This window comes from Erysipelatoclostridium sp. An173 (genome assembly GCF_963931465.1).
GTDB classification, from domain to species: Bacteria; Bacillota_I; Bacilli_A; order Erysipelotrichales; family Coprobacillaceae; genus Thomasclavelia; species Thomasclavelia merdavium.
Genome location: NZ_OZ007017.1, coordinates 1,620,012 through 1,634,694 on the forward strand (window position 1 = coordinate 1,620,012; position 14,683 = coordinate 1,634,694).

A 14,683-nucleotide genomic window follows, 5' to 3' on the forward strand; every position below is an offset into this window, starting at 1 on the left:
CTTTTTTTAACGTCCATATAAATCAGACATTGGCACTTTATCTAATAAAGAATCAATTTTGGCAACTTCTTCTTCAGTTAAATAAACATTAGCTGATTCTAAGTTTTCTTTTAAACGGTTACTTTTACGAGTCCCTGGAATTGGAATAATATATGGTTTTTTATTGATCATCCATGCTAATGAAAGTTGAGCTGGGGTACAATTTTTTTCTTTAGAAATTGTTCTAATCATTTCCATTAATTCTTGATTAGCATCATATGCTTCAGGTGTAAATTGAGGCATTCTTGTTCTAAAGTCATCTTTATCAGTAAATTTAACATCTTTATTATAAGCATCAGATAATAAACCATTGGCTAGTGGTGAAAAAGCAACTAAAGAAATATTTAATTCTTCAAGAACTGGGAATAATGTTTCATAATCACGATACATCATAGAATAACGGTTTTGAATTGCTGTTAATGGACAAATTGCATGAGCTCTTCTAATTGTATCTTCATCAGCTTCAGAAATACCCCAATATCTAATTTTTCCAGCTTCCATTAGTTCTTTCATTGTTTCAGCTACTGTTTCAATTGGTACATTAGGATCAATACGATGTAAATAATATAAATCAATGTAATCAGTTTTTAATCGTTTCAAACTTCCTTCAATTGCTTTTTTTATTATTTCTGGACGAGCATCCATTACAAGATTTGTACCTTGATGATGAACCCCACATTTTGTTGCAATAATAACTTGATCACGATAAGGTGCTAATGCTTCACCAACTAATTCTTCATTATATTCAATAGTACCATCTTCATTTTCTGCCACATAACATTCAGCAGTATCAAAGAAATTACATCCTTGTTCAACTGCTTGAACAATTAATTTTTTCATTTCCTCTTTGTTGGCTGGTTTACCATATGCATGAGTCATTCCCATACATCCTAAACCAACTGCAGACACTTCTAAATCTTTACCTAATTTTTGTTTTCTCATTAAAATTCTCCTTTTATAATTAACGATCTAGTCCAGCAATCATTTCTACTGTTGCTGCATTATAATGATCAAAGAAACAGCTTTTATTACGATTCATACTTTCAATTATTTCCATATCTTCATAATTCAATTCAAAATCAAAGATATCAATATTTTCTTGCATTCTTTCTTTTTTAACTGATTTTGCTAGTGGTACAATTCCTCTTTGTACTAACCATCTTAAAATTACTTGGGCAACTGTTTTGCCATATCTATCACCAATTGCTTTTAATTCTGGATTTGTAAACATATTATTTCTTCCTTCAGCAAATGGCGCCCATGCTTCCATTTGAACACCATATTTTTCATTATATGTTTGAGCTTCAATCTGTTGATGGAATACATTTACTTCTACTTGGTTTACAGCTGGTTTTACTTCACTATATAAAACTAAATCAACTAAACGATCAGGATAGAAATTTGATACACCGATTGCTTTGATTTTTCCTTCTTTATATAAATCTTCTAATGCTTTATATGCTCCATAGTAATCATTGAATGGTTGATGCAATAATACTAAATCAATATAATCTAATTGCATTTTCTTTAAAGATTCTTCTACTGAAGCTTTTGTTTTTTCATATCCATAATTAGTGACCCATACTTTAGTTGTAATAAACAATTCATTTCTTGGAACTGATGTTTCTTGAATTGCTTTGCCTACGGCTTCTTCGTTTCCATAAGATTGTGCAGTATCAATCAAACGATAACCAGCATCAATTGCATCTAATACTGCTTGTTTACATTGCTTGTGATCTTTGATCCGGTATACTCCAAATCCAACTTTAGGCATTTTTACACCATTATTTAATGTTACAAACTCCATATTTTTATCCTCCTTTTCTAGCTTTGTTGATTAGCTTTGATTATTTCTTGCAAACTAATATGTTCATTGCGATATCTTGCATTAGGATTTTTATCAGAGATACTTGTAATAATTGCTTTTTGTGGACAGTTATGAGCACATGCTAAACAAAATTCACAAACTTCACTATGTCTTTTAGCTTTTCCATTTTCAACATAAAAATTAGCAATTGGACAAACCCGCACACAAATTCCACAACCAACGCATTTGTCAGTTACTTTAATTTGTTCTCCATTAATTAAACTTGGATTTTCAGCAAAAATTTTAGCTGCTCTTTGATGAAAATCACGGCTTTCTTGACTGGCAACTGGAATTTCTTTCTTTCTAACTTTTAAGTCTGCCAATACTTTTTCAATTTGTTTATCTACTTGTTTGTCCATTGCCATTTGATCATTCATATCAAATGAAGGTAGATAATTATCAACCATTAAAATTGAGTTAATATAATCAACATGTAAACCAAATTCTTTACATAAATTATTTATATACTCTGGAGCATCGCTATCATCTTTACCATAAGTTAAGATCATATAAAAATAATCTGTTTTAAATAGTGCTTTTTTCAAAAAGTTTAAAACCATTTTTGGTGGTTCTCCAGCATAAACTGGCCAAACGACACCTATTGTCTCATCTTCAAATACTAAATTGTCTTGATTAATTACCTGGGGGATACTAATTGGCTCTTGATCAAATTGCTTAGCAACATATAAACTATTTCCCGTCGCTGTAAAATAAAATAACATTCTTTTTCCTCCTAATTATTAAATATTTAACCTAATAGATTAATATCACTTTTGTTACTTTAATTTTATAAAAGCCAATAAAAAAAGTACAATATCGATTTGACATTGTACTATTAATTAGCCGCATAGTAAAAGCTGTTTACTTCCCAATTACATCATTAAATAAATGACTGAAGTCATGTTTAATAATATCAACACAAGTAAAAACGTCATCTTCAAATTCATACTTATAGATAGCGCAATTACCGATTCCAGCTTTATATTCAACTTTGCTAGTTGCTAACCACTTGCGCATAAAGCTTCCACATACTGCTCCATGACTTGCAACTAAGACAACATGATGATCTTCTTTTTGCATTATTTCTAATAACGCTTGAGAAATTCGATCTTGGAATTCTTGTTCACCTTCACCACCAAATTGAACAAAGAAATCACCGTATGGGAATTTAGGATTTAAAAACTCGTCTTTCCCTTCAAATGAACCAAAATTCCATTCTTTTAATTTTTTTGATCTAGTATAAGGCATTTTACCATCAGTAACAATTTCTAAAGTATCACTTGCCCTTTCTGAAGTTGAAGAATAAGCATGATCAAAAGTGATATTATTATCTTTAAAATATTTACCAGCAATTTTTGCTTGTTCAATACCTAATTGTGTTAACGGTGCATCACACCATCCTTGAATCTTATGTTGCATATTAAACAAAGTCTGTCCATGTCGCATTAAATATAAAGTTTTTTTCATTATTTTACACTCCTATTAAATTAATAAGCCATCATGTATCCAAAATTGACCGCATCCTACTATATCATAGCACAAATTAAATATTTTTTTAATTTGATAGCTAATTTTATTACTTAAAAGTACTAACAAACAAATATCTTCTATCACTAAGTCTTGACTAAATAAATTGATAATTTTATACTACTTTTATTAAAGAAATCGAAAAATAACATTTAATATAGTCATTATATTAAGGAGGTTAATATGAAAACATTAAAAGATTTACCAATCGGCAAAACAGCAACAATTGTTTCCGTTGATGGTAATCAAGATTTACGTCAACATTTATTAGATATGGGATTAATTCCTGATAGTGAAATAACAATGGTTAAACATGCTCCAATGGGTGATCCAATCGAAGTTAGAATCCATAGTTATGAATTAACATTACGAAACGACGATGCTAATAAAATTACTATTGAAAATATCCATGATAAACAATCAAGGCCTAAACAGCCTAAAAATATAAAACAAATCTTTCATCCTGGACTTGGAGAAGATGGCAAATATCATCTTAAAAGTGAAGAAAATCCTTTAGATGAAAATGAATTATTAACTTTTGCATTAGCTGGAAATCAAAACTGTGGGAAAACTACTCTTTTTAATCAATTAACTGGTTCTTCACAACATGTTGGTAACTTTCCTGGAGTAACGGTTGATCGTAAAGATGGTAAAATAAAAGGTTATAAAAATACTTTAGTAACTGATTTGCCAGGTATTTATTCTCTATCACCTTATTCAAGTGAAGAAATTGTTACTAGACGTTTTATTTTAGAAGAACATCCTAAATGTATCATTAATATTGTAGATGCTACTAATATTGAGCGAAATCTTTATCTTACAATGCAATTAATGGAATTAGATATTCCTATGGTTTTAGCATTAAATATGATGGATGAAGTTCATGAAAACGGTGGTTCCATTCTTGTTAATGAAATGGAAGAGATGCTTGGAATACCTGTAGTTCCAATTTCGGCGGCAAAAAATGAAGGGATTCAAGAATTAATCGATCATGCAATTCATATTGCAAAATATCAAGAACGTCCTTGTCGTCAAGATTTTTGTGATGTTGATGACCACGGTGGTGCCGTTCACCGTTGTTTACATGCAATCATGCATTTAATTGAAGACCATGCAAAAAAAGCAAATATTCCTGTTCGTTTTGCTGCTAGTAAATTAGCTGAAGGAGATCCACTAGTTTTAGAACAATTAAAACTAGACCAAAATGAAAAAGAAATGCTTGAACATATCGTTACCCAAATGGAATCTGAACGTGGTTTAGATCGTTTAGCAGCTATTGCCGATATGCGTTTCCATTATATTTTTAATGTTTGCGATAATACAGTTATCAAGCCAAAAGAAAGCAAAGAACATCTACGCAGTATGAAAATCGATCAAATTCTAACTGGTAAATATACTGCAATTCCAGCTTTTATTGTCATAATGGCTTTAGTTTTCTGGTTAACTTTTAACGTTATTGGAGCTGGTCTATCAACCTTGTTAGAAATGGGAATTGGTTATTTAACAGAGCTAACTAGCACTGCTTTAATCAACGCCAATGTAAATGAAGTTTTACATTCACTAATTATCGACGGTATCTTTAATGGTGTCGGTAGTGTTCTTAGCTTTTTACCAACAATTGTTACCCTATTCTTTTTCTTATCATTACTAGAAGATAGTGGCTATATGGCTAGAATTGCCTTTGTCATGGATAAATTGTTAAGAAAGTTAGGATTATCTGGACGAAGTATCGTTCCTATGTTGATTGGTTTTGGCTGTACTGTTCCTGGGGTTATGGCAAGTAGAACTCTTCCTTCTAAAAGAGATCGTAAAATGACAATTTTATTAACACCATTTATGAGCTGTTCTGCAAAACTGCCAATATATGCTTTTTTCACGGCGGCATTTTTCCCAAAACATGGAGCTATATTTATGATTGGTCTTTATTTTATCGGAATACTGGTTGGTATTTTAGTAGCTCTTTTAATGCGAGAAACTTTATTTAAAGGTGAAGCGGTCCCATTTGTAATGGAATTACCAAACTATCGCTTACCTAGTGCTAAAAACGTAGCACAGTTATTATGGGAAAAAGCTAAAGATTTTTTACAAAGGGCTTTTACAATTATCTTTATCGCTACAATTGTAATCTGGTTCTTACAAACATTTGACACTAAATTAAATCTTGTCACTAATTCACAAGATAGTATCTTAGCAATGGTTGCTAGCTGGATTACCCCTATCTTTGCCCCACTTGGCTTTGGTGATTGGCGTATTTCTACAGCTTTAATTACTGGTTTTATGGCTAAAGAAAGTGTTGTTTCAACTATTTCTATTTTATTTAAATCTACAGCTAATTTAGTAAGTGCACTATCACCGCTTGCAGCACTAAGTTTATTAATTTTCTGTCTGCTTTATACACCATGTGTAGCTGCTATTGCTTCAATTAAAAGAGAGCTTGGCGGTAAATGGGCTATATTAGTTGTCTTTGGTCAGTGTTTAATTGCCTGGGTTGCTGCATTTTTAGTATATACTATTGGTATAATAATATTATAAAACAAGGAATTGAAGTGTTTTCAACTTTTGAAGTTCACTTCAATTTTTTTCTATTCAATTTATTATCAACTGATTTTTGTGATACAATTAAACCAATAAATAAAGGAGATATGATAAATATGAAAATTGTATTATTAGAAGACTTAGGTGTTTCAAAACAAATTATTGATCAACATAGTGAAAAACTAAAATCAATGGGTCACACCTTTATAGCTTATCAAAAAAGTAATGATATAAATATTTTAATTGAGCGCTGTCAAGACGCTGATATATTAATGCTTGCAAATATGCCATTAGATAAACAAGTAATTGAAAGTGCTCCTAAATTAAAATATATTGATGTTGCCTTTACCGGCGTTGATCATTTACCAATGGATGTTATAAAAAATAAAAATATTGCTGTAAGCAATGCTTCCGGGTATGCTACTCAAGCTGTCAGTGAATTATGTATTAGTTTTATGATTCAACTATTAAGACATGTTCGTGAAGTTGAACAAAGATGTCGTCAAGCTGGTACTAAAGACGGTCTTATTGGTAATCTTTTAAACAATAAAACTGTAGGTATTATTGGTGCTGGTGCGATTGGTAAAAAAACAGCCCAGCTTTGTAAAGCTTTTGGCTGTCATGTAATAGCTTATAGTCGCAGTCAAGTTAACGATCCATACATTGATAAACAAGTATCTTTACAAACCTTGTTACAACAATCAGATATTGTTTCTTTACACTGCCCTTTAACACCAGAAACTACAGGAATGATTGGTGAAAATGAATTAAAATTAATGAAAAAACAAGCTATTTTAATCAATACAGCTCGTGGTGGTGTAATCGATAGTCTTGCGCTAGCTGAAGCTTTAAAAAATAAAACTATCGCTGGAGCAGCTTGTGATGTTTTTGAAAATGAACCACCATTGACTAAAGAACATCCTTTACTAAACTGTCCTAATATTATTGTTACTCCTCATATTGCTTTTGCTTCAGAAGAATCAATGATTCAAAGAGCTGATATAGTTTTTGATAATCTTTATGCCTGGTTAAAAGGACAACATATAAATAAAGTCTAAAAATCGATCTAAAAAATCGATTTTTATTTTAAAATCTATTTTAATAAAAATTATCACAAAATAACTATGACAATATAAATATCTTACTTTTTCATTAAAAATTTTCCTTAAATGTGGTACATTAAAATCAAGGAGTGATAAAATGAAACTCATTGTCGATAAACAAATTATAAACATTAACCAGACAACAACATTAGAGCAAATTGCAAAAGAATATTTTATAAATCAAAAAATATATGCAGGAATTGTTAATGGTAAATTAAAGCCACTACAAGAAATAATTGATAAGGATACTACTATAGAATGGATATTAGCTTCTAGTATAACGGGTAAACAAATCTATGAACGCACTTTAACTTTTTTATTTATTGTTGCTACTAAGCAGTTATTTAATGACGCTAAAATTACTGTTGAATTTACTTTTCAAGATGGACTTTATTGTACAATTGAAAAAGAAAATCATTTAACCCCTAAAGATGTTGAGAAAATTAAACTGCAAATGCAAAAACTAGTTACAAAAAAATCTAAAATTACTCATTGCAGTTTACCAAAAGAAGAAGCTATTAATTTTTTTAAACAACATGGATTAGAAGATAAAGCTGAATTATTACACTATCGAAAAAAAGAAAACTGTAGTGTCTATACATTAGAAGGATTTAGTGATTATTTTTATGGTTTTATGCTTCCTGATACTTCTTATTTAAATCATTTTTCTTTACAATTTTTTGCTCCCGGCATTCGTTTAGGTCAATATGATGTTCAACTAGAATATTCTAAACTTTTTACAATAATGAAAGAGTATGAAGATTGGGGTCAATTAATTGGTGTTCCTACTGTCGCTAAACTAAATGAAAAAATTGTTCAAGGTAATATAAATGAATTAATGTTAATGTCTGAAGCAATGATTGAAAAAAAATTAGCTGAACTTGCCTATAATATTGTTCAAAGAAAAGATACTGTCAAAATAATATTAATAGCGGGACCAAGTTCGGCTGGGAAAACGACGTTTTCTAAACGTCTAGGTATTCATTTAAAAATATTAGGTATGCAACCTGTTACATTATCGATGGACGATTTTTATTTAAATCGCAAAGATACTCCCAAATTACCTAATGGTAGCTATGATTATGAAAATATTGAGGCAGTTGATTTAAAATTATTCAATGAAACCATGTTAAAATTAATCTATCATGAACCAGTATGCTTGCCTCATTATAATTTTAAAACCGGGTTAAGAGAATATAATGATCAAGAAATTTTATTAAAAGAAGGTCAGATTTTAATAATTGAAGGTATTCATGGTCTAAATCCTCGAACATCTTTCTATATTCCAAATACTGCCAAAATTAAAATTTATATTAATGCTTTGACCCATTTAAATTATGATGATCATAATCGAATTGCAACCTCTGATTATCGCTTAATTCGACGTATTGTTCGTGATTTTCAATTTAGAAATTCTAGTGCTAAAGAAACTATTAGCCGTTGGCAAAATGTCAAAAATGGTGAAGATAAGTATATTTATCCATATCAAGAAGAAGCTGACTACATATTTAATACTTCGATGGTTTATGAATTAGCGATATTAAAACCAATCGCCCAAAAATTGTTATCACAAATTGGCACTGGTGAAAAAGAATATCTTGAAGCAAATCGATTAAATAAACTATTAGATTATTTTGTCAGCGCTAAAGTAGAAGTCCCTCAAGTTTCAATATTAGCTGAGTTTGTAGGAAATAGTATTTTTGAATAATATTAAAATAACCGCTGCAACAACTTGTTACAGCGGTTTTACTAATGATATTAATGTCCACCAAATACTTTAAATTCCATTGAATTTAATTTATCATCAATAACTTTAATTTCTTCTTCGCTTAATTCAACATTTCCGGCTTCAAAATTAGATTTTAATCTTTCTATTTTTCTAGAGCCAGGAATTGGGATAATAAAATCATATTTATTGATCATCCATGCAAGTGACATTTGCGCACTATTAGCGTTATGTTTAGCACCAATTTTATCAACTACTTCTAATAATTCATTAGTCTTTTTAATTCCTTCATCACTATATTGAGGCATATCAGGTCTAAAATCCTGATCACCATTTCCAAAATCTTTCTTTGATTGATAAGCACCTGTTAATGCTCCATTAGCCATTGGTGAAAAAGCAACATAAGTAATTCCTAATTCTTTACATACTGGCATTAAATTTTCATGCCATCTAGCCATCATTGAATATCTATTTTCAATAACAGTTACTGGACAAATAGTATGAGCTCTTCTTAAATACTCTTCGTTAACTTCAGAAATTCCCCAGGCACGAATCTTTCCTTCTTCAATTAATTCTTTCATAACCCCAGCAACAACTTCTGGTTCAACTTTAGGATCGATACGATGTTGATAATAAATGTCAACATAATCTGTTTGTAATCTTTTTAAAGAACCTTCTAATGATGCTCTAATTTTTTCTGGAGAACTATCTAATTCTAAGTGGTCACCTTTATGAGTTACTCCAAATTTTGTACATAAAATGACATCTTTTCTAAAATCTTTAATTGCTTCACCAACAATTTCTTCATTATAACTAATAGATCCATCAGGATATACACCTGTATAACATTCAGCAGTATCATAAAAATCATATCCAATTTCATGAGCTTTTTTCAAAATTTCTACTGCTTCATCTTTTGGTGTTGGTGTTCCACTTGCGTGTGATAACCCCATACACCCTAAACCAATTACATTAACATACATATCAGTTTTTCCTAATTGTACTTTTCTCATAATTTCCTCCACCTCAACTATTTAAACTATATTATTTATCATAATCACTTAAAGCTGATACATCAGCCCACTTATCTAATTCAGCTAATTTTGCTTCTAAAGTTGCTTTTACCGCTTTTACAGCATCACTACCTAATGATAAAATTTCAGGTTGTTCATCACCATTTACCACTTTAACAATAACTTCACCAGCTTTGTCAGGATCACCAGGTTGGGCATGTTTATTTTCAAATCGTCCTACTCTTGTTTTACCTGCAGTTTGAGCATAATCACCAATTTCAGTAGCTGATCCTTTTAATGATTCACCATCATAAAATCTTGTTCTAAAAGCACCAGGTTGAACAACCATTGCTTTAATTCCTAATGGAGCAACTTCTTTCATTAAACCATTTGTAAGTAATTCCAATGCTGCTTTTGATGAAGCATAATATCCTGAACCAATTGCTGATCTAGCAGCAGCAATTGATGTTACATTAATGATAAAACCTGATTTTTGAGCTCTCATTCCAGGTAATACAGCTTTCATTAATTCAACTGGACCAAATACATTAGTATTAAATAATGTTTGAACTGCTTCAACTTCTCCTTCTTCAATTGCTGAACGATAACCATATCCCGCATTATTTACTAATACATCAATTGCTCCAAATTTTTCATTTGCTTCTTTTACTGCATTTTTAATACTTTCATTATCACAAACATCTAATGATACCGCTAAAGCTGTATCAGGATAATCTTTAACAATATCCATAACTTTATCTTTATTTCTAGCAGTTACAACTGCTTGATCACCACTTTTTAATACTGCCTTAGCAATACCTGCTCCAATACCACTTGAACATCCTGTAATTAACCATGTTTTCATTTTTATTCCTCCTATTTATGTCTGACTTTAATCATATTCTAGTATTTATAGTGAACTCTAAGTCAATAGATTTTTATAAATTTTTATCTATTTTCATTAGTATTATGAAAATTCGGTTAATTAATTTTGAAACTTCTTTTAAATATAAATCTCATCATCTAATAATTTACTTCACTCCATTTTAGTGAATGCTATAATATATTTAATTAAATATATTTTTTACAACCAATTTTAAAGTGCGAAAAACTTTATTTTAAAATTAAATGAATTAGTTTAATCTATGATTTCTCACTTTTATTTAAATATTTTAAGGAGGCTATACTATGTTCAATATTGATTTACATATTCATACAACTTGTTCTGATGGAAAATTAACTCCAAACCAAATCTTAGATCTAGCAAAACAAAATAAAATAAATGCAATCTCAATTACTGATCATGATTCAATTGATGCCTATACAAAAGAATTCTATTCATATGCAAAAAAATATAATATTCAAATCATTACAGGAATAGAAATATCAACAAAGATCAATCATAAAACATTTCATGTCTTAGGATATAATATTGACATCAAAAACAATGAACTCAATAATATTTTAAAATCTATTAAGAATGCAAGAATCGACTATCTATATGACGTAAGTTATAAATTAGAATCATTAGGTTTTCATATAAGCCTAGATAAACTAAAAAAAATTGATATTGTAACAAAAGCACATATCGCCAAAGATGTAATAAATAATGAAAAAAATAACAAATTACTTTTTCATTATTTTCAACATATCCCATCTTATGGAGAATTTATTGAAGAAATGATGAACGAAGGTTGTCCTGCTTTTATAGAAAAAAAATCTATCACCCCGATAAAAGCAAGCGAATTAATCAAAAAGGCTGGTGGTAAAGTTGTTTTAGCTCATCCAGTTTGTTATCAATATGAAGACAATGTACAATTAACAGAATTATTGTCATTACTAGATGATATGAATGCTGATGGTTTAGAAGCTATTTATATATATATTGATAAACATTTTAATAAGATCAATGAAATTGAACGCTGGAAGAAAATAGCAAAAAATAAACACTTATTCATTACAATGGGATCAGATTATCATTTCACTGATCAAATCCACCCAATGATTGGGTTGTTAAACGAAGATTTTCATGTAACTGATCAACAAAAAATACGCATGTTAGATCACATTTTAGATTGATTTTTTTTAATCGTGAAAGTAGAAAAATTTTTGAGCTAAAATCACTAAATTATCTATTCTCGTTTTTTAATTCTTTAAGGTTTTTAGCTATATATTATTAAATTTAATATCCACATATTTTGTTATTATCCAAATAATTCAAAATAATATTAAAATTTGTATAAGATTTCTTATATAATACATTAATATTTATTATTGTATGTATATCAATTATATTCTGCCATACTTTGCTTGGCTTTCAATTGGAATTCAAGGATGTTGATTTTTACAGCCAGACAGATTTTCGTTTTATTGTCACTTGCTCATATATTAAGAAAACATGGAAAGAAATTGGTAGCTAGCAAATTTTTTCATTTCCAAATTGTCTATCATGATTATCACTGGCTCTTATTTATAAAAAAAGGAATCTGTTTGATTCCTTTTTAATGATTTTTTATATATGATTGATACCAGTAAAAACTGTCTTTTTTATAACGATTATAGGTTCCATTTCCTTCATTGTCAGCATCGACATAAATAACACCATAGCGTTTTTTCATCTCGCAACTTCCAGCTGAAACAATATCAATGATTCCCCACATACAGTAAGCCAAAACATCAACGCCATCTTCTACAGCTTCCATAATTTGGTCAAAATGTTGCTGAAGATATTCTACACGATAACTATCATGAATCTGATAATCTTGTTCTAATATATCATTGGTTCCTAAACCATTTTCCGAAACAATTACTGGTTTTTGATAGCGATCATAAACTTTATTTAAAGTAATCCGCATACCAATTGGGTCAATTTGCCAACCCCATTCAGTTGCTTTCAAATATGGGTTTTTTGTAGTCACAACAAGATTACCAGCTGTCTGTGGTGCTTCATCGATTGTTACAACACTTGATGAATAATATGAAAACGAAACAAAATCACAAGTATTATCTTTTAAAAGTTTTGCATCCTCTTCTTCCATATGCACGTGAATATTTCTTTCTTTGAAAAATCTAGGCATATAAGAAGGATAATAACCTCTTGCTAATACATCACTACAGAACCACTGATTAACATTTTCATCATGAACAAGTTTCATATTATCCTCTGGCTTAGCTGTTAATGGATAATAACAAAAACATGATATCATACAACCAAATTGTCCTTTTACGCCAATCTTTCGACCATAAGCAATGGTTTTAGCACTAGCTATAAATTGATGATGTAATGATTGGAAGACTAAAGATTGATCATATGGAGCATTTTCTTCTTTGACTAGTCCAACTCCGTTATATGGGCTGAAATAACCGGCATTGATTTCATTAAACGGTAACCAAAAATCGATATCATCTTTCCAACGTGACAAAATTGTTTTTGCAAAACGAACATAGAAGTCAACTGTTTTCCTATTTGTCCAGCCACCATATTTTTCTACCAAATAAAGTGGTACAGCATAATGATTCATTGTCAAGAAAATTTTAATTCCCGCAGCTTTTAAATCATGAATGATATGATCGTAATATTTCAACCCTTCTTCATTAGGTTCTAATTCATCACCATGCGGAAATATTCTTGACCATGAAATAGAAAAACGATAGACATCTAATCCTAATTCTTTGATTAGATCTAAATCTTCTTGACAATGGTGATAACCATCACTTCCTTGACGGAAAGGATAATGTCCCACTCCCTGGCATTGTTTTGCTTCGGCTATTGTATCATAACTTAACAAACGTGTTTTAGTTGTTGCATTTTCTGTTCTAGGGATATATGGTCGACAATCTTGAGTATCAAGGCCTTTACCATCTATATCATAAGCTCCTTCATACTGACTTGAAGCTGTTGCACCACCCCAAAGTATTTTTTTACTCATTTTCTTTCCTCTTTTCTTTTATATCGTACTCTTTCTTTCCTAAAATAAAAGCGCCATACTCCGGTGTGTGAATCGGAGCCATCAACTGACACGATAACGATGATAATTGTTCTTTTAATGGCTGTAAAATCATTTCACCAGAGCGAAAAACACCACCGATATAAGAAACATAAACAAATTCGGTAAAATCTTGAGCGAGAGTTTTAATAAGCTGACTAATTTCATTAGCTGCTTCTCGATAAATAGCTAAAGCTTGAATATCACCTTTTTGTGCAGCTAATCCATTAATTTTAGCAAGTGAGGCAATAGCACGACGATCATGATTCAACTGATTCATATAAGTAATAATATCGTAATCATTTTGTAAATGACATTCTTTCTTAATTAAATCATATAATATCGTTTTTTCTAGTCTACCATCAATTTCTTGACAATAGATAGACAACATTTTTTTAGCAATCCAATAAGCACTTCCTTCATCACCAAGCTGATAGCCCCAGCCACCACAGCGTTTTAGTCGGCCATTAATTGAAGATAATGCAATTGATCCTGTTCCAGCAATAACAACGATACCATCGTGTCCATCTAACGCTCCCTGCATCGCAATTTCAACATCACTGTAAATTTTATATTTTCTAGGTGCAAATGCCTGAACACAGACATCATCAATCAGATGTCTGACTTCTTCTTGTTGACCATATCCTGCCAGTCCAGCAATGACAAATGCATCTTTATCCGGATCAAGTTCTTCAACGCCTTCTTTTAGATACTGAATACAATTTTCTTTTGACTGATTTAAAATATGTACTGATGGTTTAAGTACTTCCTTTTCTTTTTGTCCATCTTCATTAAAAAGAACAAATTTTGTTTTTGTACCACCACCATCGATTCCGATATATTTCATCACTTCACCTACTTTATAAAGATAAAGAGAAAAAGGAAAA

Annotated in this window: 12 protein-coding genes; 4 read left to right on the forward strand and 8 right to left on the reverse strand. The window is 30.4% G+C overall.

Annotation, left to right across the window (positions count from 1 at the left end; all coding sequences use genetic code 11):
• Nucleotides 1-6: 6 nt before the first annotated feature.
• From ABGT36_RS08165 to ABGT36_RS08180, 4 genes are all read right to left on the reverse strand, one after another.
• Nucleotides 7-981: an aldo/keto reductase gene (locus tag ABGT36_RS08165; RefSeq protein ID WP_346677599.1), complete on the reverse strand. Its 975-nt coding sequence runs from the start codon at nucleotides 979-981 to the stop codon at nucleotides 7-9.
• A gap of 19 nt (nucleotides 982-1,000) precedes the next feature.
• On the reverse strand, nucleotides 1,001-1,846 hold the full coding sequence (locus ABGT36_RS08170; RefSeq protein ID WP_346677601.1) for an aldo/keto reductase: 846 nt from the start codon (nucleotides 1,844-1,846) through the stop codon (nucleotides 1,001-1,003).
• A gap of 17 nt (nucleotides 1,847-1,863) precedes the next feature.
• Nucleotides 1,864-2,628, reverse strand: a complete 765-nt coding sequence (locus tag ABGT36_RS08175) for an EFR1 family ferrodoxin (protein ID WP_346677602.1) — start codon at nucleotides 2,626-2,628, stop codon at nucleotides 1,864-1,866.
• Nucleotides 2,629-2,767: 139 nt separating this feature from the next.
• A complete protein-coding gene (locus ABGT36_RS08180; protein WP_346677604.1) occupies nucleotides 2,768-3,373 on the reverse strand; it encodes a histidine phosphatase family protein in 606 nt (201 codons plus the stop codon).
• 243 nt (nucleotides 3,374-3,616) lie between these two features.
• Here ABGT36_RS08180 and feoB point away from each other — a divergent pair, with 243 nt between their 5' ends.
• The 3 genes from feoB to ABGT36_RS08195 all read left to right on the forward strand — a co-directional run bounded on the left by feoB (nucleotide 3,617) and on the right by ABGT36_RS08195 (nucleotide 8,779).
• On the forward strand, nucleotides 3,617-5,965 hold the full coding sequence (gene feoB / locus ABGT36_RS08185) for a ferrous iron transport protein B (RefSeq protein WP_346677605.1): 2,349 nt from the start codon (nucleotides 3,617-3,619) through the stop codon (nucleotides 5,963-5,965).
• Nucleotides 5,966-6,084: 119 nt separating this feature from the next.
• Nucleotides 6,085-7,026, forward strand: a complete 942-nt coding sequence (locus tag ABGT36_RS08190) for an NAD(P)-dependent oxidoreductase (RefSeq protein ID WP_087374966.1) — start codon at nucleotides 6,085-6,087, stop codon at nucleotides 7,024-7,026.
• Between the two features lie 142 nt (nucleotides 7,027-7,168).
• Complete coding sequence (locus ABGT36_RS08195; protein WP_346677608.1) at nucleotides 7,169-8,779, forward strand: nucleoside kinase; 1,611 nt, start codon at nucleotides 7,169-7,171, stop codon at nucleotides 8,777-8,779.
• 50 nt (nucleotides 8,780-8,829) lie between these two features.
• On the opposite strand, the gene ABGT36_RS08200 is transcribed toward ABGT36_RS08195, so the two are convergent.
• A complete protein-coding gene (locus tag ABGT36_RS08200) occupies nucleotides 8,830-9,810 on the reverse strand; it encodes an aldo/keto reductase (protein ID WP_346677610.1) in 981 nt (326 codons plus the stop codon).
• Nucleotides 9,811-9,841: 31 nt separating this feature from the next.
• Nucleotides 9,842-10,675, reverse strand: coding sequence for an oxidoreductase (locus tag ABGT36_RS08205; protein WP_346677611.1), 834 nt, complete (start codon nucleotides 10,673-10,675; stop codon nucleotides 9,842-9,844).
• Between the two features lie 323 nt (nucleotides 10,676-10,998).
• Between ABGT36_RS08205 and ABGT36_RS08210 the strand changes: the two genes are divergently transcribed.
• On the forward strand, nucleotides 10,999-11,889 hold the full coding sequence (locus tag ABGT36_RS08210; protein WP_346677613.1) for a PHP domain-containing protein: 891 nt from the start codon (nucleotides 10,999-11,001) through the stop codon (nucleotides 11,887-11,889).
• A 422-nt stretch (nucleotides 11,890-12,311) separates the two neighbouring features.
• On the opposite strand, the gene ABGT36_RS08215 is transcribed toward ABGT36_RS08210, so the two are convergent.
• On the reverse strand, nucleotides 12,312-13,739 hold the full coding sequence (locus ABGT36_RS08215) for a glycoside hydrolase family 1 protein (protein ID WP_346677614.1): 1,428 nt from the start codon (nucleotides 13,737-13,739) through the stop codon (nucleotides 12,312-12,314).
• On the reverse strand, nucleotides 13,732-14,643 hold the full coding sequence (locus ABGT36_RS08220) for a BadF/BadG/BcrA/BcrD ATPase family protein (protein ID WP_346677615.1): 912 nt from the start codon (nucleotides 14,641-14,643) through the stop codon (nucleotides 13,732-13,734). Before ABGT36_RS08220 ends, ABGT36_RS08215 begins: the two co-directional genes overlap by 8 nt.
• Nucleotides 14,644-14,683 lie beyond the last annotated feature (40 nt).